The 23,084-nt window shown below is 51.6% G+C and carries 21 protein-coding genes; 11 read left to right on the top strand and 10 right to left on the bottom strand.

The window, feature by feature from the left end; all coding sequences use genetic code 11:
- From pepQ to CWE23_RS09670, 3 genes are all read right to left on the bottom strand, one after another.
- Positions 1–1,320, bottom strand: coding sequence for a Xaa-Pro dipeptidase (gene pepQ, locus CWE23_RS09680; protein WP_105307306.1), 1,320 nt, complete (start codon positions 1,318–1,320; stop codon positions 1–3).
- 73 nt (positions 1,321–1,393) lie between these two features.
- Positions 1,394–1,744 carry an iron-sulfur cluster insertion protein ErpA gene (gene erpA, locus CWE23_RS09675; protein ID WP_105307307.1) on the bottom strand — a complete coding sequence of 117 codons (351 nt, stop codon included), beginning with the start codon at positions 1,742–1,744 and terminating at the stop codon, positions 1,394–1,396.
- 62 nt (positions 1,745–1,806) lie between these two features.
- Positions 1,807–2,529, bottom strand: a complete 723-nt coding sequence (locus CWE23_RS09670; protein ID WP_126820127.1) for a DUF6776 family protein — start codon at positions 2,527–2,529, stop codon at positions 1,807–1,809.
- A gap of 97 nt (positions 2,530–2,626) precedes the next feature.
- Between CWE23_RS09670 and CWE23_RS09665 the strand changes: the two genes are divergently transcribed.
- The 4 genes from CWE23_RS09665 to hemL all read left to right on the top strand — a co-directional run bounded on the left by CWE23_RS09665 (position 2,627) and on the right by hemL (position 7,171).
- Positions 2,627–4,321, top strand: a complete 1,695-nt coding sequence (locus CWE23_RS09665) for a chloride channel protein (protein ID WP_105307309.1) — start codon at positions 2,627–2,629, stop codon at positions 4,319–4,321.
- Between the two features lie 18 nt (positions 4,322–4,339).
- On the top strand, positions 4,340–4,771 hold the full coding sequence (hemJ, locus tag CWE23_RS09660) for a protoporphyrinogen oxidase HemJ (protein WP_126820126.1): 432 nt from the start codon (positions 4,340–4,342) through the stop codon (positions 4,769–4,771).
- 71 nt (positions 4,772–4,842) lie between these two features.
- Positions 4,843–5,856, top strand: coding sequence for an aspartate carbamoyltransferase (locus CWE23_RS09655; RefSeq protein WP_126820283.1), 1,014 nt, complete (start codon positions 4,843–4,845; stop codon positions 5,854–5,856).
- Between the two features lie 25 nt (positions 5,857–5,881).
- The gene (gene hemL, locus CWE23_RS09650) at positions 5,882–7,171 is read left to right on the top strand and encodes a glutamate-1-semialdehyde 2,1-aminomutase (RefSeq protein ID WP_126820125.1); all 1,290 of its coding nucleotides are present in this window, start codon (positions 5,882–5,884) and stop codon (positions 7,169–7,171) included.
- Here the strand turns inward: hemL and mrcB are convergent.
- The 3 genes from mrcB to pepB are packed head-to-tail and all read right to left on the bottom strand — an operon-like array spanning position 7,157 to position 13,213.
- Entirely contained in the window at positions 7,157–9,424 is a 2,268-nt protein-coding gene (mrcB, locus tag CWE23_RS09645) for a penicillin-binding protein 1B (RefSeq protein ID WP_126820124.1), read from the bottom strand. The two genes, hemL and mrcB, sit on opposite strands and share 15 nt — an antisense overlap.
- Positions 9,421–11,892: an ATP-dependent helicase HrpB gene (gene hrpB / locus CWE23_RS09640; protein ID WP_126820123.1), complete on the bottom strand. Its 2,472-nt coding sequence runs from the start codon at positions 11,890–11,892 to the stop codon at positions 9,421–9,423. The genes mrcB and hrpB overlap by 4 nt, the downstream gene beginning before the upstream one ends.
- Before the next feature lie 34 nt (positions 11,893–11,926).
- A complete protein-coding gene (gene pepB / locus CWE23_RS09635) occupies positions 11,927–13,213 on the bottom strand; it encodes an aminopeptidase PepB (protein WP_105307314.1) in 1,287 nt (428 codons plus the stop codon).
- 57 nt (positions 13,214–13,270) lie between these two features.
- Here pepB and sfsA point away from each other — a divergent pair, with 57 nt between their 5' ends.
- The 7 genes from sfsA (at position 13,271) to panC (ending at position 19,037) form a co-directional block, all read left to right on the top strand.
- Positions 13,271–13,978: a DNA/RNA nuclease SfsA gene (gene sfsA / locus CWE23_RS09630; RefSeq protein WP_126820122.1), complete on the top strand. Its 708-nt coding sequence runs from the start codon at positions 13,271–13,273 to the stop codon at positions 13,976–13,978.
- Between the two features lie 118 nt (positions 13,979–14,096).
- Complete coding sequence (gene dksA, locus CWE23_RS09625) at positions 14,097–14,546, top strand: RNA polymerase-binding protein DksA (protein ID WP_105307316.1); 450 nt, start codon at positions 14,097–14,099, stop codon at positions 14,544–14,546.
- Positions 14,539–15,411, top strand: a complete 873-nt coding sequence (gene gluQRS / locus CWE23_RS09620; RefSeq protein ID WP_241970611.1) for a tRNA glutamyl-Q(34) synthetase GluQRS — start codon at positions 14,539–14,541, stop codon at positions 15,409–15,411. Before dksA ends, gluQRS begins: the two co-directional genes overlap by 8 nt.
- Positions 15,412–15,560: 149 nt before the next feature.
- Complete coding sequence (pcnB, locus tag CWE23_RS09615; protein ID WP_420809961.1) at positions 15,561–16,868, top strand: polynucleotide adenylyltransferase PcnB; 1,308 nt, start codon at positions 15,561–15,563, stop codon at positions 16,866–16,868.
- Positions 16,861–17,382: a 2-amino-4-hydroxy-6-hydroxymethyldihydropteridine diphosphokinase gene (gene folK, locus CWE23_RS09610; RefSeq protein WP_105307318.1), complete on the top strand. Its 522-nt coding sequence runs from the start codon at positions 16,861–16,863 to the stop codon at positions 17,380–17,382. The genes pcnB and folK overlap by 8 nt, the downstream gene beginning before the upstream one ends.
- Positions 17,382–18,179, top strand: a complete 798-nt coding sequence (gene panB, locus CWE23_RS09605; protein ID WP_105307818.1) for a 3-methyl-2-oxobutanoate hydroxymethyltransferase — start codon at positions 17,382–17,384, stop codon at positions 18,177–18,179. The genes folK and panB overlap by 1 nt, the downstream gene beginning before the upstream one ends.
- Positions 18,180–18,194: 15 nt before the next feature.
- Positions 18,195–19,037, top strand: coding sequence for a pantoate--beta-alanine ligase (panC, locus tag CWE23_RS09600; protein WP_126820120.1), 843 nt, complete (start codon positions 18,195–18,197; stop codon positions 19,035–19,037).
- On the opposite strand, the gene panP is transcribed toward panC, so the two are convergent.
- Genes panP through CWE23_RS09580 form a run of 4 tightly spaced genes read right to left on the bottom strand, consistent with a single transcriptional unit; the run spans position 19,011 to position 23,082 of the window.
- A complete protein-coding gene (gene panP / locus CWE23_RS09595) occupies positions 19,011–20,690 on the bottom strand; it encodes a pyridoxal-dependent aspartate 1-decarboxylase PanP (protein ID WP_198678829.1) in 1,680 nt (559 codons plus the stop codon). The two genes, panC and panP, sit on opposite strands and share 27 nt — an antisense overlap.
- Positions 20,691–20,702: 12 nt before the next feature.
- Positions 20,703–21,380 carry a tRNA (guanine(46)-N(7))-methyltransferase TrmB gene (gene trmB / locus CWE23_RS09590; protein ID WP_105307320.1) on the bottom strand — a complete coding sequence of 226 codons (678 nt, stop codon included), beginning with the start codon at positions 21,378–21,380 and terminating at the stop codon, positions 20,703–20,705.
- Positions 21,377–22,153: an ABC transporter permease gene (locus tag CWE23_RS09585; RefSeq protein ID WP_105307321.1), complete on the bottom strand. Its 777-nt coding sequence runs from the start codon at positions 22,151–22,153 to the stop codon at positions 21,377–21,379. Before CWE23_RS09585 ends, trmB begins: the two co-directional genes overlap by 4 nt.
- Entirely contained in the window at positions 22,150–23,082 is a 933-nt protein-coding gene (locus CWE23_RS09580; protein ID WP_126820119.1) for an ABC transporter ATP-binding protein, read from the bottom strand. Before CWE23_RS09580 ends, CWE23_RS09585 begins: the two co-directional genes overlap by 4 nt.
- Positions 23,083–23,084: the final 2 nt, after the last annotated feature.

Raw genomic sequence — 23,084 nt, 5'->3', positions numbered from 1 at the left:
TTACTCGGCACCTAACGCTTTGAACGCGTCCCGTGTCAGGTTTTCATTGTTGCCTTGTTCGCCAACAACAATACTGTCTTCAATGCGTACACCACCGTATGGACGCAGTTCATCCACTTTTTTCCAGTTAATGTCAGCACTTCCGGCGAAATCTTCCAACAACTGGTCGACAACATATAAGCCCGGTTCAATGGTAAACACCTGACCCACTTCGATGTCCCTTAGCAGACGCAGGAACGGGTGGCGTTGACTGCGTTCGTAACTGTCACCTTCTGCAGACTTCAAGAAGCCGCCGACATCATGGACTTGCAGGCCGATAAAGTGACCCAACCCGTGAGGCATGAACGCTGACGTAATTCCTTTATCATAGGCGCTCTGAGCATCAATCGTGATAAATTCAAACTGCTCTAAAATGCGGGCAATTTTCAGATGCATCGATACGTGCAAATCGTAGTAGTTCACACCCGGTTTGATCTCGTCCAGCAACTCCTGTTGTGCAGCATCCATTGCCGCCACCAAGTCGGCATAAAAGCCAGGCTCACGTGCGTAGCTGCGGGTAATGTCGGCACAGTAACCTTTATATAATGCCCCGGCATCGATTAGAAACGATAAGCTTTCTCGCGGTGGTACAACGTCATAAACATCGTAATGTAAGATCGCCGAATGGTCATTCAGTGCGACAATACTGTTGTACGGCATTTGGGTTTCGCGCGCATCAATGGCCGCCAGATAGTCACTGTATATCGCCAGTTCACTTTTGCCGGCAAAGAACGCCTCTTTTGCCGCAATGTGCGCTTTGGCCGCCAAATGATTGGCTTCGCGCAGGTTTTGGATTTCCCATTCGGTTTTGATCGCGCGGGTAAAGTGCAGGTGGTCAATCAAATCCTGTGGATTGCGCGCTTTGACATTCCAGTCGCTGACCGGCTGGGCAAAATCTTCTCCGATAAAGGCGCTGGCCGCCAGCTCATCACCCAAATCGTCTGTTAACTTGCTCAGATCATCGATGATTTTGAGTTCAACATGCTGTTGCCAGTCTTCAGCGGGAATTTTTGCTTGAGAGTGCCAAAAATCACGTGCCTGAAACAGGTAAACCGTCGGTTTACCCGAGCCTTTGCGGTAGAAAATTGCGCTTTTTGGACTTTCCAGTACCGGCACCCAATACTTAAACAATGGGTTTACCTTGTATGGAGCGGGATTATCGTCCAAAAAAGCAACCCGCGGCTGGCCGGCATAAATCAATGCAGATTCGTAGCCAGTATCCGCAAGCGCTTGGTCAAAACGCTCGGTAACGGTTTTTAAATGCTTAGCGTATAAGCTCATAGAACACCCTCAAGCTTAAAAAATGTGAGAGCATTCTATACGATCCGAAGTGAGAAATCAGTACCGCTACTGGTTAGATGGAAAAGCTGGAGCCGCAACCACAGGTTGTTGTAGCGTTGGGGTTTTCAACGAAAAAGCGTGAGCCCTGCAAACCTTCTTCGTAATTGACGACTCCGCCGACCAGATACTGCAAACTCATCGGGTCAACCACCAGGGTGACCCCTTCTTTATCGATTTGCATATCTCCGGGGTTCACTTTTTCGTCAAAGGTGAAGCCATACTGAAAGCCGGAACAGCCACCGCCGGTCACGAATACGCGCAACTTCAGCGCTGGGTTTTCTTCCTCAGCGATCAGTTTTTTTACTTGATTAGCTGCTTGTTCCGTAAACTCGATGGGCATCGCTTGTTCAACTGAAGCCGACATGAAACCTACCTTTGGTTAATGTGCGATAACGAATGCAATTTTCTCGTAGTTGAGTATTTTGGTCAAGTATTGCTCTCGCTGCGAAGGCTCTCACGCCAAAAAAAAGTGCGTTGCAGACGGCCGTCGCCGCCTTTGGTCAGTGTTGCTGTGACTTCAATGCGTTCAGGCACCAAACCTTTCGGCAAAAAGAAGTCGCCCTCATAGAGACTAAAGTAACGCATCACGAAATTGTGCTCACTGGTCGCGATATTGGCCAGCTTTAACAGGTCATAACGTTTCTCTTTGCCGTCAACGCGCCCGATCAGCTGTATCGCAATTTCACCTTCCACAAACTGCCGCCGTTGTTCCACCTGCAATAACGCCAGCGAAAAGTGGTAATGTCGTTCCGCCGGATTTTTATCCAGCGCCAGCGACTCGATGACCACCCCGCTTTGCTGTAATTCCGGCGCCATAATCTTTTGATAAAAAGCGACATTTTCGCGCAAATTATAGTTTTCTTCCTGTAACTCACTGAGCTGACTTTGCAGACCCTGATTGGATGACTTTTCAATATCAAGCTCGACTTGCAAAACGTTCCGTTGATATTCAAACCGATCCAACTGTTGATAGAGGCGCTGCAACTGTTGCTGCTGCTCTGCGACCTGTTGCTTGAGGTGATGAGCATGCCAGACCCCGACCTGATACGCGCTAATGCTCAGCAAACACAACAAGGCAATCACCGCTAGAGCCACCGGCAATCGCCCGAAGCGCCGCTGCAGGTGAGTTATGTTTAGAAATTTTTTCATTAAAACCCGTCTGTTCTCAATGCCTTATGAAACGAATATGTTAAGCTAATTAACACCTTACTGACCGATTACAGCGCTCCGTTCAGGAAACCTTTGGATGACCCGGGTACAAGCACTTAAAAAAAGTTTGCGTAAACAACTTGCCGCCCCCACAACCACCATTGCGATCTGCTTATTGGGGTTACTTGGCGGTATTGCCGCCGCCCTGGTCATTGTTGTTTTTCGCTTTGCCATTGAGCAAGGCGCCTATGTTGTCGGTAATGTCAGCCATTGGCAACAGCCTTTATCCAATTTTACCCGTTTTGCCTTACCTATCGGTGCCGCATTACTGATTTTTCTGCTGTTCAGCCTGTCTCGCTCTCGCCGCGTTCGAATGGGTATTCCTTACGTCATTCACCGCATGAAGCAACATTATGGCATGTTACCGTGGCAGAGTACGGTAAACCAATTTTTTGGCGGTATTATTGCACTGGTTGCAGGCTTTAGTGTCGGTCGCGAGGGACCCGCCGTGCATCTGGGCGCGGCCGCCAGTACTTGGGTTGGTTATCACGTCGACACCCCCAAAAATGCCATCCGCACGCTGGCCGCCTGTGGCATTGCTGCTGCTATCGCGGCGTCCTTTAATACGCCGATTGCCGCGATGGTACTGGTGATGGAAGTGGTGCTGCGTGAATACAAAGTCCATATTTTTATCCCGGTCATGTTAGCAGCGGTCGCCGGCTCACTGATTACCGAGCAAATTTTCGGTCCGGCTGCCGAACTGGCGATGCTGAGCGGCACTGATCTGCCTAACATTCAGCTCCCCTGGGTGGTAATTCTAGGAGTGATTTTGGGCATCAGCGGCGTCATCTTTAAAAAGCTCATGCTCGATGTCATGAACACGGTGAAGGATATGTCATTGCTGACGCGCCTGCTGTTTGCTGCGTTTATCACGTCACTGTTAGCGCTCATTATTCCATCAAGCCTAGGACCAGGACTGACGGCAATCCAACAGGTGGTGCAGCATCAACAGGAGCTGTCACTGTTGTTCACCTTGCTATTGGCCAAGCTGGTTGCCAGTGCCATCGCGCTCGGTATGGGTATTCCCGGCGGCTTGATTGGTGCGGTATTCGGGATTGGGGCTGTGGTCGCGGCACTGTTCACTGGGTTGGTTAACCAGTTCGAACTGCAACAATTATTGCAATACGATACCTTTATTTTGCTGGGTATGGCCGGCATTCTGGCAGCCTGTATTCACGCGCCAATGGCTGCGTTACTAGCAATCGTTGAGCTTTCCCGTAGCGTCGAAATCATTATTCCTGCAATGCTGGTGATTGTACCTGCATACCTCATCTCGTCTCAGCTGTTTAACTCAAAATCGATTTTTATTGCTCAGCTTGACGCTCAGGAACTGCCTTATCAAATTCCGCCGGTTGCCGTTGCCCTGCAAAAAACGGGGGTTGAACACGTCATGGAAACGGACTTTAAATTGCTGCTGGAGCCAACCCAAAATGAGTTACTGGACGTACTCGAAAATGCCTCAAATCAAACCGTTGTGGTTATGAACGTTGATGAAGACAACCAACCGGTTTATCGCTTAGTCACTTATGATATCGGCGCCGGCGACAGCCCTTCACTGAACTACATGCCGATTAACGGTTTAAAAGTGACTTCAACGCTGGCTGAAGTCTGGGATGAGCTCAGTGGTGCCCGCCGTGGCGCCGTCTATGTTTATGATCAAGAACAAGGCGAACCCTGTGGTATTGTTACCTGGGAAATCGTTCGTAAAGCACTGCAACGGGAATTATCCTAAACCTTCAGGAGTCGATGAATGAGCTGGATTTTATGGGTTAAAGCCCTACATATTGCGTTTATGGTGGCCTGGTTTGCAGGCATTTTCTACTTGCCCAGACTGTTTGTTTATCACGCCATGAACAATCACACAGCCGTTGATGAGCAGTTTAAGGTGATGGAGCGCAAGCTGCTTTATTTTGTTACCCCATTCGCGCTGTTAACCCTGATATTGGGTTTGCTGCTGATTTACGCTTATGGCAGCGCCTGGTTTGCCGCCAGTGGCTGGATGCACACCAAACTGCTGTTGGTCACTCTGTTGTATGCCTATCACGGCTATTGCTTTAAGTTACTGGCCGACTTTAAACACAACCGTAATCGCCGCAGTCATCGCTTTTACCGTGTGTTCAATGAAGTGCCGGTGCTGATCTTGTTCGCCGTGGTTATTTTGGCCGTGGTTAAGCCCTATTAGATTCTTTTTAAGCGCGTTATTTGCTATAGTGTGCGCCCAGTGACTTTCGGCCACAAAGGGCGCACACCATGATGAATTTCACCGGCTCTAACATTCTTTCCGTTAATCAATTTGATCGCGACAGCATCGACTATATCTTTTCTGTCGCAGACAAAATGCAGCCCTACGCACGGCGTAAAAAACGCACAAAAGTGCTGGAAGGCGCCATTCTGGGTAATCTGTTTTTTGAACCATCAACCCGGACACGGGTAAGTTTTGGCACCGCCTTTAATCTACTCGGCGGTGAAGTTCGTGAAACCACCGGCATGGAAAGCTCGGCTATCGCCAAAGGCGAATCACTTTACGATACCGCCCGAGTGCTCAGCAGTTACAGCGATGTGATTGCCATGCGCCATCCCAAAGCCGGTTCTGTCAGCGAGTTTTCCGAGGGTAGCCGTGTGCCTGTCATTAACGGCGGTGACGGCGCCAACGAACACCCCACTCAGGCCTTACTGGATCTTTATACCATCGATAAAGAACTTGCCTACCACGGTCAGGGGATCGACGGCATGCATATTTGTATGATTGGTGACCTGAAGTATGGTCGTACCGTTCACTCGCTGTCTAAATTGCTGTCGATGTATAACAATGTCCGCTTCACGCTGATTTCACCGCGCGAACTGGCTATGCCGGACGGCGTCCTTGATACCCTGGACAATGCCGGCCACCGCTATACCGTCACAGAAAAAGTCGATGGTCTGGTCGATGCTGATATCGTCTATCAGACCCGCATCCAGCAGGAGCGGTTTGCATCGCCGCAAGACGCTGAGCAGTATCGCGGTAAATTCCGTTTAAATCAGGCCATTTACACCAAACACTACAAACCCAACACCGTGATTATGCACCCACTGCCACGCGACTCGCGGTCTGAAGCAAATGAATTAGACAACGATTTGAACCAAAACCCAAATCTCGCCATCTTTCGTCAGGCAGATAATGGCGTATTGATCCGAATGGCTCTGTTTGCACTAACTTTAGGCGTCGTTGATCAAGTGGAAAAATATGAGCGCGACGTGAACTGGTACAGCGAAAAGAGCCAGCTTTAAATCCATCGGTAAGGAAAGATTAACTATGAGTCGTTCTGAAGAACTCTTCCAAAAAGCCCAACTGAGTATCCCCGGCGGAGTTAACTCCCCTGTTCGTGCGTTCAACGGCGTTGGCGGCAGCCCAATTTTTATTGAACGTGCCGAAGGCGCGTACATGTTTGACGCGGACGGTAAACGCTACATCGACTATGTCGGCTCCTGGGGGCCTATGATTTTAGGCCACAACAACCCGGCGGTACTTGATGCGACGATTGCTGCAGCCCAGCGCGGCCTAAGCTTTGGTACACCCACCGAAGTCGAAATTACCATGGCCGAAAAAATTAAAGATATCGTACCTTCTATCGAGAAAGTACGCATGGTTAACTCTGGCACCGAAGCCACTATGACGGCCATTCGTTTGGCTCGCGGTTACACGAAGCGCGATAAAATTTTGAAGTTTGAAGGTAACTATCACGGTCATGCTGATGCGTTGTTAGTCAAAGCCGGCTCGGGCGCCCTGACATTAGGCGTACCAAACTCACCGGGTATCCCAGAAGATTTCGCCAAACATACGCTGACCGTTGATTACAATAACATCGATTCCGTGAAAGCGATTTTTGAAGAAGTGGGCGATCAAATCGCCTGCATCATCGTCGAGCCGGTAGCGGGCAATATGAACTGTATCCCTCCGGTTCCGGGCTTCCTTGAGGGACTGCGCGAGATTTGTGACCAGTACGGTTCGATACTTATTTTTGATGAAGTGATGAGCGGCTTTCGTGCGGCGCCTGGCGGCGCTCAGGAACGTTACGGTGTAACTCCGGATCTCACTACCCTGGGCAAGGTGATCGGCGGCGGTATGCCGGTTGGCGCTTTTGGGGGCAAGAAAGAGGTCATGGGCTATATCGCGCCGACCGGACCTGTTTATCAAGCAGGTACACTATCCGGTAATCCGGTCGCCATGTCCGCTGGTTTAGCGGCGTTGTCTCAGTTGAACAAACCAGGCCTATACGATCAGCTGTATGCTCGTGTTGATCAGTTACTGGATGGTATGCAGGCACTTGCCGATGAGGCTGGCATTCCATTCACTACCAACCGCGCCGGTTCGATGTTTGGTTTCTTCTTTACCACAGACAAGCAAGTAACCACTTACCAACAGGCAACTCAATGCAATATGGAGCATTTCCGCCGCTTCTATCATCTGATGTTAGAGCAAGGCGTGTACTTGGCGCCATCGGCATTTGAAGGCGGCTTTATGTCGGCAGCTCACTCCGAGCAGGACATCAATGACACCCTGGCCGCTGCAGCAAAAGCGTTTGCTGCATTAGCCGCCGAATAGACGCTCCAACCAGCTTTTCTCATCAACGTCGGCATCGCAATTGATGTCGTCGTTGAGTGGGATTGGCGGCGCAGGCACCGTCACTGCCTGCGGACACTGAGACGGAATCCGCACGCCCTTCGTTGCATGGAAGCTCTGCAGGCGCACATCACCTTGAGGCCTTAATGACATCGGTTGTGGCGGTGCTTGACGGTAAATCTCACGGTTGATCATCAGCGCCCCGCTGCTGCCGGTAAGCCCTGTCGGACTATTATCATCGCGACCAAGCCAGGTTGTTATAACGTGCTCACCATCGATGCTGACAAACCAGCTGTCTTTATAGTCATTGGTGGTGCCGGTTTTACCGGCCACAGTTGCACCACCCAAGGTATCCTGTAATGCCGTCGCGGTTCCCAACGACACCACACCCGCCATACCGTAGCGAATCATATAGCTGACTGCCGGCGTATACACCGCTTTTGGCTCAGCGACATGAGATTCATACACACTGAGTCCATCGTGAGTGGTAATACTGGTGATGGCTTTCAGCGGCTGATAACGGCCGTCGTTAGCGATGGTCGAATAGATACGGTTAACAGCCAGCGGGGATAGTTCCACGGCGCCGAGCGTTAACGACGGATAGTCGTTTATGGGAGTCGTAACCCCCATTGCCTTTAAGTAGTTGGCGAGTGTCCGCGTGCCGACCTCTAAACCAATACGAACCGCAGGTATATTGCGAGATTTCACCAGCGCCTGGTACATCAACATATCGCCCAGGTAGGTTTTGTCGTAGTTTTCAGGCTGCCAGCGTTTGCCATGTTCATCTTCCAATATCACCGCTTCATCAACCACGCGGCTGCCCAAATGCATGCCATCCGCGACTGACATGGCCGACGCATAAATCACCGGCTTCATCAGCGAACCAATCGGCCGCAACGCCATCAACGCACGGTTGTAACCTTGTCCGTCGTTGTTTGTCGAGCCGACCATTGCGCGGATATGGCCGCTGCGATAATCGCTGATCACCACGGCGCCCTGCAGACCATCGATAGCCCGTCCCGGAATGCCGTTACGCAACACCTTCTGAGCTGTTGACTGTAGGTCGACATCCATCGCCGTATAGATTTTTAGACCCACCTCATGCCACTCAGGAGGGAGCACAATTTCTCCCAGTTCGCGCCGTATTAGATCCAGGTAGTGAGGGTAGCTCTCCTCAACCAATCGGCGGCTTTCACGCACTTCAATTGGCGCTTCCACCGCAGCAATGTAGCTGTCTTTTGCCACTAGATCATTTTCGTACATCATCCGCAAAATGGTGTCACGCCGTTGCTTGGTTCGCTCTGTATAACGTCGTGGGTCGTAGTAGGAAGGGCCTTTTATCATCGCCACCATTAAGGCCGTTTGAGCCGGTGTTAATTCCTGTATCTGACGACCAAAATAATATTGGCTGGCAAGCCCCACACCATGTATTGCATGACGACCATCCTGACCAAAATACACTTCGTTGAGGTAGGTTTCCAAAATCGTGTTTTTATCGAAACGGTAGTCGATGACCAGCGCCATCATCGCTTCATGAAACTTACGCCATAACGTTTGTTCACGCGTTAAGTAAAGATTTTTAACCAACTGCTGGGTCAGGGTAGAACCACCCTGCACCGTTCGCCCGGCTTTGATGTTCGCGACCAGCGCACGCATCACCGACCACGGCGAAACCCCGGAATGATGATAAAAGTTACGGTCCTCGACCAGCAATAACGTTTCGATGAGCAAGTTGGGAACAACTTCCAAGCCGACCAACAAACGATCTTCGTTGTCCAGCGGGTTAATGCGACCGATCAGTTGCGGTTCCAGACGCAGTTCGCGTAATGCGACACCGCTGGGCCATTCCCGAATGGATTGAATTTGAGCGCCGTCAAATCGCACCTCAACACGCTTTGACATTTGTGCGCCGTCGGCAAACTCAAACGGCCGCCGGTGCACCATGACCAGATTGTTAGCGTGTGAGTAATAACCGGTTTCTTCCGTACTGCTGCTGCGCTGATAACTCAATCGTTCGAGTTGCTCTATCAGTTGTTGCTTACTGATGTGCTTCCCCGGAAACAGGCGGGTTTCTGAAGCATACACCAGCGCCGGAGCCTGATAACGCTCAGACGCAAATACCCGCGACAAACTGGCATCAAGGTAGATGAGGTAGCCAACGATGACAAATGCCAGCGCCAGCCCCAGTTTTAGCGAGGTAATCATTATGTAGCGAAGCCAGGGTCGTTTTATCATCGTAACTGTCTTTTCGTTTTCAGGGTTGCTTCGGCGCTTAACGGATCATCCGGCCAGGGATGCTTCGGGTAACGCCCACGCATTTCTTTTTTCACTTCCGGGTAACCATTTTGCCAAAAACTCGCCAGATTCTCGGTCCGTTGCAGTAAACGTCCGGCTGGCGACAACAAATCCAGCGTCAACGGCTGGCGGCCGTCGAGCAAGGTGGGCGATACCGGCTCGCCGAACGCCTCTTGCAACTTCACTTCAGCACGTGGTTTTATCCCCTGCCGTGCTTCCGTTAAATTAGGATATTGAATGACTACCTGACTACCACTGGGGGCGCGCCAGGTTGACGGGCACAGCCGTTCAAGTAACTGCTGTTGGGGATAGTCAAGCCAGTGGCGAATGGCGTCACGGGGGTCCCAACGTTGTAAATCATTCAGTGAGCGCAGCGCCGACCAAAACGGCAGCGCCCACTCTTCCAGGTTGTCCAATAATGACTCCGGCGTCGGCAACGTCACCTGAAAGGCACTGCGAGCCTCTTCGACATGCTGATAAAGATAAAAACTGCGATGCCAGAGTCGCGTTGCTGCATCCGTCCAATTCAATGCCTCAATGCCCTCGCGTCGCAGCCACTGTATCAACCCCAAATGAATGTCCTGTTGCGCCGGCGCACGGTCCAACCGCTGCCGTTCCAAGAGCAGTTGTCCGAGCCGCTGCTCCTGGATCAGTGCCGCATGACGCCCCGCGGCAACATCAACAAACGCATGTTCCGTAATCGCTACCGCAGGATGCTGAATAAGTTCAGCTTTTTGTAACGGCGCCAACAAGGCTGCCTTGTGAAAGCGCACGTCTTCAGCAAGCCTGATGGTTAGCACCAGTGACCACTCACTCACCGGCTTCTCATCCACCACCTGCAACCGCACCCCAGAGACCAACTGCACACTATCCGGCGTAACGCGTTTCGCCACTCGTTCAGGAAAACCGTACAAAAGATACTCGGTTATTGCGCCCCAGTCGGCCATGGATGTTACCTCCACGGCCAGTTGCTTGCACCAAAACTGCTGTCGCTGACGCCACCGTTTAAGGTGCTTTGCTTGTGCTAAATGCCGTTCCACGGTTTCTATCAACGCCTCAGCGAGATAGGGTTTTGCCGGTTCCTCTAAGGTGGCCAGCGTACAGGCCAGCGCAAACCGGGTTGCCGAGGGAGCTGCCACGGCCGCCAATACGACCCGTGCCAGGCGAATATCAGCCCCCATAGTCACAGCCTGTCGGCCAACTTCGGTCAGTCCGCCCTGCCGGGTACACAGTCCCAGTTGTTCCAGTACCTCAATGGCGTGTCCTGCATGCGCTTGCGATGGCTCGGACAACCAACAAAGTTCATCGACGGAACTGCCCCACAGCGACACTTCTGCAACCAACTGCGTAAGATCCTGAGTTGCCACATCAGGCTCTGCGTAATCACTAAATCCATGCTCATCGCTTTGACTCCAGAGCCGGTATACGCTGCCCGGATTTTGCCGTCCGGCGCGACCGGCACGCTGAGTTGCAGACGCCTTTGACAAATAGCGGGTCAATAATTGTGCCGTCGCATAGTGTGGTCGATACCGACTGACGCGTTCCCGGCCACTGTCGATGACGGTGTCGATACCATCAATGGTCAACGATGTTTCTGCCACATTGGTGGCCACGATAATCCGCTGCACGGGGTCGGCACACAACGCTCGCCGCTGCTCAGCCAGTGACAACTGCCCATGCAAGGGTAAACACGGAACCTGAGTTCGCGCACTCAGTTCCTGAATGATGCGCTGAATCTCCCGCACTCCCGGGACAAACACCAACACGCCTTTCTCAGCATGCGCCAGCGCCTCGAGTGTTACCGCAACCAGCCGCTCTCGCCAGTCATCCCGGCCCGGTGGTCGATAGTGAATGGTTAACGGGTATTGTCTGCCCTCGCTCTTCACCACCTTTACCGGCTCTGCCAGGGCCTGTTGTAGCCAGGCCTGAATAGGTTCAGCCGGTAAGGTCGCCGACATAATCATGAGCGACAACTCCGGGCGCAGCGTTAAACTGTCCAGCAACAAGGCCAAGCTCAGATCGCTGGCCAGATTACGCTCATGAAATTCGTCAAATAGGACGGTATCGATGCCATTGAGTTCAGGATCATTCTGCAACCAGCGTACCAGTACTCCTTCGGTAATCACCATCAACCGTGTCGACGCACTCCGCTTTTGTTCACCGCGAATACTGTAGCCGACGGTGTCGCCCACCGACTCTCCGAGTTGTTTGGCTAAATAATTGGCGACATTCACCGCAGCTAAACGCCGCGGCTGCAGCATTACCATGGTTCCAGTATGTTCCGAATGGAGTAACTGCAGCGGTAACCAGGTTGACTTACCGGCACCAGGAGGAGCTTGGATAACCACTCGAGCAGCAGGAAACTGCTCGAGTATTTCATCAATGACTTGTGCTATCGGCAGAGTCATACAACCACATTACCTCTCACCGATAACCGCTCAATTAACCACGCAACGTTGCTGCAATGGTGCGTACGCCCAGCGCGGTCGCGCCGGCCGGCCACATTGCGGTTGCGGATTTCTGATAAGCGCCGGCTAAATCGAAGTGCAACCAGCCTTTACCGTCGTTTGGCGCAAAGCGCAGGAGAAAGCCCGCAGCATTACTGGCACCACCGGCACCACCACCTTTTTGCGGTCGGCTATTTGCCGTGTCCGCAAAGGCTGAAGGACAATTTTCAGCGTGCCAACGATTTAACGGCAACCGCCATAATAGTTCGTTTTCCTGGCGCGCAAAGCGCAGGGCTTTTTCCGCAGCTTCATCATCAACACTGAATAATGCGTTGTATTCATTACCAACCGCCATTTGAGCGGCGCCCGTGAGCGTCGCTGCATCAATCACCTGCTTGGCACCGGCCTCGCCAGCAGCCTGAAGGCCATCCGCGAGCACCAGGCGGCCTTCCGCATCGGTATTAACAACTTCGACCTTGAGGCCGTTCTTATAGGTAATAATATCACCCAACTTATAGGCGCGGCCGTCAATCATATTCTCCGCACAACAGAGGAACAGCTTGACGCGCTTATTTAAGCCCTGACGAATCGCCAGTGATAACGCGCCGCTGACCGTTGCAGCACCACCCATGTCACATTTCATCGACAGCATACCTTCGCTGGGTTTAATACTGTAACCACCCGAGTCGTAGGTAATGCCTTTACCAATGAGCGCCGACTCTACCGGCGCATCAGCATCACCGGTGGGGTTATAATCCAGTACCAGCATGGCCGGCTCGTGCTGACTTGCACGGCCGACCGTGTAAATGCCCATCCAGCCAGCAGCTTTCAATGCTTCACCTTTGATCAGCTCGTAAGAGACATGGTCGGGTGCCAGTTCACTCAGATGTTTCGCCACCCGCTCAGCCAAGCTCACTGGGTAGATTTCTTCCGCCGACAGGTTAACCAGTTCACGGGTAAAGCGGAATACATCATTGACTTGCTGGAGTTCATCAGCCACCTCGGCACTCCATTGCACCGAGTTGGTCGACAATGTCGACGTGTAGCCTAATGATAACGCCCATTGCCGTTCTTTATCCCAGCCTGGCCCCTGTACACTCAATGACGTGATACCCTGCGTATCCAACTGTCGCCCTGCTTTTTGTATCCGGCGTAAGTTTTCTTCCTCATTATCGCCAATCACAATATGCGCGGCATCATCCTTAAAGGCTAATAACGCTTTTTCAGCAAGGTAGTTAACCGGCATTTTATCCGTCAGGTAAACCGATAATGCGCTGGACATAGCACGTCTCTCCTTATAGTTTGTTGCTGCCAATACTTTAGGTTTATGAGGTTGCGAATGCAATTTAACAAGCCCCTCAAACATGGGGTTTTACGCAAACGTTACAAACGCTTTCTGGCAGACATCGATTTTGGTGATGGACATATTACCACAGTTCATTGTCCCAATACCGGCGCAATGACCGGATGTGCTGAACCGGGTTATGAGGTGTACTGCAGTGACTCAGAAAATCCAAAACGGAAATACCGTTACACCTGGGAGTTGAGTTTAACCCAGGACAAAGACTGGATTGTGGTGAATACCCAACGCGCCAATGCCTTGGCTGGTGAAGCTCTGCGTAACGGTTTCATTGAGCCACTTAAGAACATCCGTGAATGGGTGGCGGAACAAAAATACGGCGAACAGAACAGCCGGATAGACTGGCTGGGCAAAAGCGACGATAGCCCGTTGTGCTTCGTCGAGGTGAAAAGTGTCACCCTGAACGAGGGCGGCCATGGCTTCTTTCCGGATGCGGTCAGTGTCCGTGCTCACAAACACGTTCAAGAACTGATGCAGATGCGTCAGCAAGACCACCGTGCGGTGTTGCTGTTTATGGTCATGCACCGCGGCATTAATGACGTTGCTCCGGCGCAGCACATTGATCCGAAATACGCACAGCTCTGTATTGAAGCTGCTGACGCGGGGGTTGAATTTTATGCGGTCAAAACCCACATCAGTGACGCGGCGATAAAACTGGACCGACAAATACATTTTCAGTTGCGGTAATAGAGCGTTTCTGCTATATGTACCGTCCTTTTTTGAACTGACGCTAAACTGACCATGTCGTGGTGGCTCAGGAGCGACTCAATCGCGCAGCGATGTTTAATCATTTAGGAGAACCATGATGCCAGAAGGCAAGAAAAAAACGCATGGCATCCTGGCGCTGGCCGGGCTAGAGCCTTACCAAGAGAAGCCGGGCGAAGAGTATATGAACGATGAGCAGTTGACTCATTTTCGCAAAATACTCGAAGAGTGGCGCCGTCAACTCCGCCAGGAAGTTGACCGTACCGTGCATCACATGAAAGATGAAGCGGCAAACTTTCCAGATCCGGTTGATCGGGCAGCGCAGGAAGAAGAGTTCAGTATTGAATTGCGTACTCGCGACCGCGAACGTAAGTTGATCAAAAAGATTGAGAAAACACTGCAAAAAATTGAAGAAGACGATTTTGGCTTCTGTAATTCTTGCGGTATCGAGATCGGCATTCGCCGCCTCGAAGCACGTCCAACAGCGGATCTCTGCGTTGACTGCAAAACGCTGGCGGAGATCAAAGAAAAACAAATGACCGGTGCCTAACCAGCCCGTTCCTTTGCGCCAGTCCTCCGAATACCGGGGTCGGTTTGCGCCGACCCCTTCAGGTCCACTCCACTTCGGCTCGTTAGTAGCCGCGCTCGGTTCCTATCTTGACGCTAAAGCTCATCAGGGCAAATGGTTGGTGCGCATCGAAGATGTCGATAAACCACGTGCCGTAGCTCAGGCTGATTCGGTCATATTGCAGCAGCTCGAGCAACATGGTTTATGCTGGGACGAGAGCGTTATCTATCAAAGCCAACGTGACCAACGTTACCGTCTGGTTTTGCAACAGCTTGGCACAGAACTCTATCACTGTGATTGCAGTCGCCAGCAGATCCGTGCCCGGGGCGACTGTTATGACGGTTACTGCCGCGACAGGCAGCCTCGTTCGACGCCTTACGCCGTACGTTTTAAAAATGATGATCCGGTCACGCGCCTGGATGATCGCTGGCATGGTCACGTTGAGGCCAACAGTGACTGCGTCCGAGAAGATTTCATTGTGCGTCGTCGCGATGAATTGTTTGCTTACCAATTAGCCGTCGTCGTCGACGATATTGATCAAGGCATTACCGATATTGTGCGCGGTTCAGACCTGCTGCAACCGAGCTTTTGGCAGTTAACGTTGTGGCAACGGTTGAGCGGTCGGCAACCACGGTTAATGCACTTACCACTGGTTACCGATGCCGAGGGGCGCAAGCTGAGCAAACAGAATCACGCGGCTCCCATCGACTCCGCGAACGCCTTAGAGAATCTAAAAAAGGCGGCTACCGTTCTGGGGCTCGGCGAGATTGCAGCAGATAACATCGACGATTTTATTAAAAAAGCGATCATCGCTTGGTCTAAACAGTGGCGAATCGGTGCCAACTGACGGTACAATATTACAACAATTAAATGAACAACCATTGATGATTAGGGAGAACCATCATCATTAAGAAACTGACTGAGCTTGCGCGCCGCGCATTTTCTGATAAAAAAAGCACAGCTGTGAAAGGCTCTGTGTTACCGCCAATGCAAGTTATACCTCGTGATCAACACCCGATTTCACGTAAAGACATCAGTCCCAATGCACTGAAAGTGTTGTATCGACTCCACAATGCGGGCTTCGATGCTTACCTGGTCGGTGGCTGTGTACGTGATTTATTACTGGGCATCCAGCCGAAAGATTTTGACGTTACCACTAACGCAACACCTGAGCAGGTTAAGCGACTGTTTCGCAATTGTCGTTTGGTCGGCCGCCGTTTCCGGCTTGCGCACATTCTGTTTGGTCGCGAAATTATTGAAGTCGCGACCTTCCGTGGCCATCACAATGGCGACGACGACGAGCAGGAAAAAATCGCCAAACAGGATGAACACGGACAACTGGTGCGCGATAACGTTTACGGCACCATAGAAGAAGATGCCGAGCGTCGCGACTTTACCGTTAATGCGTTGTACTACAATATCGCCGACTTCAGTATTTACGACTTCGCCAATGGCCGTAACGACATCGAGGCGGGTGTCATTCGTATGATTGGCGACCCCGAAACGCGATACCGTGAAGATCCGGTAAGAATGTTGCGGGCAGTTCGCTTCGCGACCAAATTAAATATGGCCTTATCCAAAGAGGTCAGTAGCCCTATCCCGGCGCTTGCGGGTCTGTTAAAGAACATCCCGCCGGCACGACTGTTTGACGAGTTCCTGAAATTATTCATGGCCGGCAAAGCGCAGCCTAATTTTGACATGCTGTGCGAATACCAGTTATTTCAACAGTTGTTCCCGATCCTTAAGAGCTATTTAGATGCCGCCGACGCACCGCCGGTTAACATGCTGAGAAAGGCTTTTGCCGACACCGACCAGCGCGTACAAAATGAGCAACGAGTGACTCCGGCCTATTTGATTGCCGTACTGTTATGGTGGCCGTTGCAAGCTCGCCGAGAACAGCTTGAGAACGAAGGTGGATTGCCCCCCATGGACGCGCTGAACGTCGGTAGTGCCGACGTCTTCCACCGTCAGTCACAAACCATTGCCATTCCCAAGCGCTTCAGTTTAACCGCACGGGATATCTGGCAGATGCAGCTACGACTGCAAAACACCCGTGGTACGCGTGCGCAAAAAGCACTGGAACAGAAAAAGTTCCGAGCCGGATATGACTTCCTGATGCTGCGTAAAGCCTGCCATGCCCCGTTGCCCGGCGAAGATATAGAAGCGCTGGCAGAGTTCTGGACTAAGGCTCAGAATAATCCTGCTGCGATGACCAACGGCAAAGCACCCGCGGGCAAAAAGCGCAGTCCCCGCCGTCGACGTGGCGGACGCTCGCGCAATAAGCGACCACCGGCAAATGACTAAAGCTCTGGTCGCGCTGGGCGCCAACCTGGGTAACCCCCGGCAACAGGTCATCGACGCGCTGCTCGCATTAAGCCGCCATCCGGCGCTGGATGTACTCGATGTCTCATCACTGTACAGCAGCGCACCCATGGGCCCGCAGGACCAGCCTAATTATATCAACGCCGTGTGCGTGGTCGACTCAGCTTTAGCGGCGTTTGATACGTTACAGTTATTACACCACATCGAAGATCAATTTGGACGTCAGCGCATTCGGCATTGGGGCGAGCGTACCCTCGACCTCGATCTGTTGGTGTATGGTGACACCTACTCCGACGATGAAGCAATGAGGTTACCGCACCCGGGATTGTATGAGCGCGAGTTTGTGCTTTATCCTCTTGCGGAAATTCAGTCTGACTGGATCTTACCCAATGGCGTCAGCGCCATTCAGCAGGCTCGGCAAGTTCCGAAAAATGGGTTGCGCGTGGTATTCTCCCGGGATGACTTGCTAAAAACACTCACCGAAGGAGGACAATGATGGCAGCAATGACAATTTCAACGTTGCAAAAAATGAAGCAACAGGGTCAGAAAATCGCTTCTCTGACGGCCTATGATGCGAGCTTTGCAAAGCTGATGACCTCCGAAGGTGTCGACTTTATGCTGGTCGGCGACTCTTTGGGTAATGTGGTACAAGGACTGGATTCAACCGTGCCGGTACAAATGAGTGAGATGGTGTACCACACCCAATTGGTACGTCGTGGCGCACCGCAGGCGTTTGTCATGAGTGATATGCCCTTTATGAGTTACGCGTCGCCACAACAAGCGTATCAGAATGCTGCGCAGTTGATGCAGGCTGGTGCGAATATGGTCAAACTTGAAGGCGGCAGTTGGCTCATTGACACGATTAAAGGCCTCACAACACGCGGCATTCCCGTGTGTGCGCACCTGGGTCTGTTACCCCAGTCAGTTAACGTACTCGGCGGTTACAAAGTTCAGGGCAAGGAACAACAGCAAGCAGACAACACCCTGGATCAAGCGCTGCAGCTTGAGCAGGCCGGCGCACAACTGTTGGTGCTGGAATGCATTCCTGCTGCTCTTGGTAAACGCATCTCTGAGGCGTTGACGATACCCACGATCGGCATTGGCGCAGGCCCCGATACCGACGGCCAGATTTTGGTCATGCACGATATGCTGGGGATGAACAGCGACTACCTTCCTAAGTTCGCAAAAAACTTTCTTGCCGAAAGCGGCTCCTTAGCCGGCGCGTTTCGAACTTATGTGGAACAAGTTCGTGACGGTAGCTTCCCGGCCGCTGAACACTGTTACGGTTCTTAATAACGGAGAGCGCTTATGCGACTGCTGAAAAACCTTGCCAGCCTGCGCCAATGGCGCAGTCAACAACAACGGACTGTGGCACTGGTACCTACCATGGGGAACCTTCACGAGGGACACCTGTCGTTGGTAAAAAAAGCACAACAGCAAGCCGATGTGGTGGTAGTCAGTATTTTTGTGAATCCGATGCAATTCGGTGCAAACGAAGATCTTGACAGTTATCCAAGAACTTTGCAGGCTGATTGTCAGGCGTTAGAGCAACTTGGTGTTGATGCGGTTTTCACGCCGCAGGTTGACGATATGTACCCGCGCGGACTGGAAGCACAGACCCGTATTGAGGTCCCCGGGATCAGTGACATCCTTTGCGGCGCCAGCCGCCCCGGTCATTTTGTCGGCGTAGCCACCATTGTTTGTAAACTGTTTAATATGGTGCAACCCCAGGTCGCCGTATTTGGTGAAAAAGACTTTCAACAGTTGCAGGTTATTCGGTTGATGACGCAAGATCTGAGTCTGCCCGTTGATATTATTGGCGTACCGACAGCCCGAGAGCCAAGCGGTTTAGCCATGAGTTCACGCAACGGTTACCTCAGCGAGGCGCAAAAACAGCAAGCCGCAAGCATTTACCGGACGTTGCAGCAACTTGCCCAAAAACTCCAGCAGGGATCACCGCAAGACGCCCAGCGCTGGGCTGTTGAAGAGCTGAGCCGTGCGGGATTTGAGGTCGATTATGTTGAGATTCGTAACGCCGACAGCCTTCAGCCAGCCACGGCCGCTGACGCTAAATGGGTTGCCCTGGTTGCCGCTAAACTCGGTTCGACACGTCTGATTGATAATCTAGTGATCGCTAACGATCATGCCTAGTTCACGCATTTCGGTGTGCAAGGCTCCCCGTAGGCTGGTCGCTTTCTCTGCGATCTCACGTTGTTCCTGAATAATTTCCTGCAACATCGCCTCGGTGGTCAACGGGTTCGCTAATACGACCCGGAATACGACACTTGGCTCGTGATAATATTGTGCCGGCGTCAGTTTGGTTCGGGAAACAAAGGAGCGACCGCTTTCACGCTGCCGTTTTTGCACGTAACGTGTCAAGGCATTTAGGTGTGGCGTTAGTCGCTCGACTTGCTCCTGATTAGCGCCAGCCAATGCTTGTTTAACTTTTTTCGGAACAAAACGGTAAGTTAACAGGCACAGCTCAGGTTCCGTAATCACTTCGAAATCATCCTGCGCCCGAATCAGATCGGCGAAGTAACGGGCTTTTTCGATACTATTATTGATCAATAACTCATAACCTCGACGGCCAATCACGTGCATCGCCGAGAACACCATCATTGCCATCCCGGCTCGTGAGCCTTCCATCGAGTGTGACCCCAAATCTTTAGAGCCCTGACGAATAATATACTCGGCATGGTGCTCAATCGCTTTAACCAGCGAAGGGTTTTTAAATAACACCATACCCGCGCCCATCGGCACGTACATCTGCTTATGCGCATCAATGGTAACGCTATCGGCGTGTTCAATGCCGTTCAGTAAACCGCGATGTTGATTCGACAACAAGGTAGCCCCACCCCAGGCCGCATCGACATGAAAGTGAGTGTCATAGTCACGGGCAATGTCAGCCATCTCTGCCAGTGGATCAATATGGCCGGTCTCGGTAGTACCTGCCACACCAATGATGGCTAACACACGACCACCTTCCTGCTGGACTTTTTCACAGGCCTGACGTAGCGCATCCACCTTAATTCTGTTGTTCTCGTCGGTAGCAACAGACACCAGGTTACGTCGACCGATACCGAGCACATCCGCGGCTTTTGCCAACGAGTAATGACCTCGTTCAGAGACCAATACCACCAGTTTTTTATAACCATAGTGCGCTAACCCTGCCGCCAGCCCCTCTGCCGCGATCCCGGCAAAATCACCATCCGGCTTTAACAGGCGGTTGCGTGCAACCCATAGCGCGGTCATGTTGGCAACGGTTCCACCCGAGCAGAATGCGCCCAGTGAATGTTGTGCACTGTGCATCCAGCGGTTGTAAAAACCGGCGTCCTGTTGATAGACCAAATGATGAAGCATACCAATAACGTTGCGCTCCAGCGGCGTAAACGCTTTTGATGTTTCAATCTTCACCAGGTTTTGGTTTAGACCAACCATCAGCTTGGCCAGTGGCAACAAGAAATACGGCAACGCTGAGGTCATATGGCCGATAAATTTAGGCGACGCCGTATGCACCGAATGCGCGACCAACTTATTCAGCAGAAACTCGGTATGCTCAGAAACAAACTGAGGATCTTCAGGAATGTTGGCCTGTTCAAAGTCACGCTCAATTTCCTGCAGAGGCTTTTCCCGCGCAACAATATGTTCACCCAGAAAACCCATCAAGTTTTCCGACAAATGTTTTTCAATTTTTCCTAAGGTCGAGTCAGGTGCTTCTGGTATCGTAAAAATACGATACAAAGCTTCCTGATTGACCTCAGCAATTTGTTTATTGTCGTGATGATTGGGCGCAGTTTGACTCAACGTAATTCTCTCTTAAAGCGACTGGCCAAGATCGGCCTGTAATTCCCACAGCGACTGTCCGCTGTCTTTATATTTACGTTCGAACGGTGTCATTGGCTCAAGCCGTTGAGGATCGAGCAAGGCAATGTTGGAACGAAAATCGGACAAGCTTAAAGCTTCCGCGACTTCCAGTAAATAGGTGCTCCAGTTTGAGCGCAGGGTAAACTGGCCACCGAATTTAAGCAGGTAAGGCCAAACTGGCGATCCATGCCAGCGCCGGCTGACATGAGCCGCTTTTGGCCAAGGGTTGGGGTACAGCAAAAAGTGATGCTGCACAGGCCAGTCGGCCTGTTCAACCAAGCGCCAGAAGTCCATTAAATCGGCTCGGACCACATAATAACGCTGACCACGGCCGCTACGTTCGTAACTGCTGTGCTTTTCCAATCGATGGGCCGATTTATCCACACCAATCACTAACGCATCAGGATAACGCTCTGCCAACACTGCCGTGCTCTCACCAACACCACAGCAAGAGTCCAGAATTACCGGCCCCTGCCACGCCATCACCTTCGCGTGAATATCGTCAAACGCCTGCTGATTGTGAGCCTGAATCGGCTTTTTGAATTCACTCTGTAAATGACGCTGAACGATTTTTTTTAAGTCCTCATGTGGACCTGTTTGGTTTGAGTGAACCGGACGAGCTTCGTTCACGAGCGAATTCCTATGCCTTTTTCCAACAAATAGTAGGCCAGCCCGAAAAAGACCAGATTAAAACCCACCAATACCGTCATTGCGGTAGCGATACCGACATCGGACTGCCCCAGGAAGCCGTATCGAAATCCGTTGACCATGTACAAAATTGGATTGGCCATCGACACCTTCTGCCAGATTTCCGGCAGCAGACTAACCGAGTAAAACACGCCGCCTAAATAGGTTAAAGGGGTTAATACGAACGTCGGCACAATCGAGATATCATCAAACGTTTTACCAAAGACACCATTAATGAGACCGCCCAAGGCAAACAGCGTCGACGTCAGTACCACCGTGAGGACCACATAACCAAAATGCGCCATCTGGATATCGACAAACGCGAAAGAAACCAGCGTGACAATGACGGCTACGATCATGGCACGCGCCATACCGCCCCCGACATAACCGAGAATAATGGCTACGGTGGGTACCGGCGACACCAGCATCTCTTCGATGTTGCGCTGAAACTTGGCACTAAAAAAGGACGACGCCACGTTGGAATAGGAGTTGGTAATCACCGACATCATGATTAACCCGGGTACGATAAACTCCATGTAGCTAACGCCACTCATGGTGCCGATACGCTCACCGACGATACTGCCGAAAATGATGAAATACAGCGTCATGGTAATGGCCGGAGGCACCAGAGTCTGTACCCAAATACGCAAGAAGCGCGTGCACTCTTTTATCCAGATCGTTTTTAACGCGATGATATTTGATGACATATGGCTCATGCGTTGTTACTCCCTTTGCCACGGCCTTTCTCGACCATCGACACAAACAGTTCTTCCAGCCGGTTCGCCTTATTACGCATTGACAACACTTTGACGCCAGCTGCACTCAATTGCTCAAAAACCTTGTTTAGGCCGGCGTTTTTATCGACATCCACTTCCAGCGTATTGTTGTCCTTCCAGCGGTGTGCGAACCCCGCAATCTCCGGCCTGGAATGTTCTTCCTCCAGGTCCAGTACAAAAGTTTCTGTATTTAACTGCGCCAACAACTGTTTCATTGAGGTGTTCTCAACAATCCTGCCGGCATCGATAATACCGATGTTGCGGCACAGCATTTCTGCTTCTTCCAGGTAATGGGTGGTCAAAATAATGGTAATACCCTCGTTATTGATCTTGGTGAGGTAATCCCACATTGACCGGCGCAGCTCGATATCAACCCCGGCTGTCGGCTCGTCCAGGATCAGGAGTTTGGGTTCATGCAACAGCGCCCGTGCGATCATTAACCGGCGCTTCATGCCGCCGGACAATGACCTCGCGGGTTCATCCCGTTTGTCCCAGAGCCCTAACTGGCTGAGGTACTTTTCTGCCCGTTCATGCGCCAGCTTGCGTGGCACACCGTAATAACCAGCCTGATTGACCACGATCTGTCGCACCGTTTCAAACTGGTTAAAATTGAACTCTTGTGGTACCAAACCGATTTGACGCTTAAGGTCGGCAAGCTGCGTATCCAGGTCATAACCAAACACTTTGACACTGCCACTGCTTTTGTTAACCAGCGACGAAATAATACCTATCGTGGTGGATTTACCCGCGCCGTTTGGCCCCAGCAATGCGTAAAAATCACCCTCATCCACGGTCAGGTTGATACCTTTCAGGGCTTCGAATCCACCCCGATAAACTTTTCTTAACTCGTTAATCTCTAAAGCTTTCATCG

The organism is Idiomarina aquatica (assembly GCF_003987185.1).
GTDB lineage: Bacteria > Pseudomonadota > Gammaproteobacteria > Enterobacterales > Alteromonadaceae > Idiomarina > Idiomarina aquatica.
This window is presented reverse-complemented; position numbering and strand designations above follow the sequence as displayed.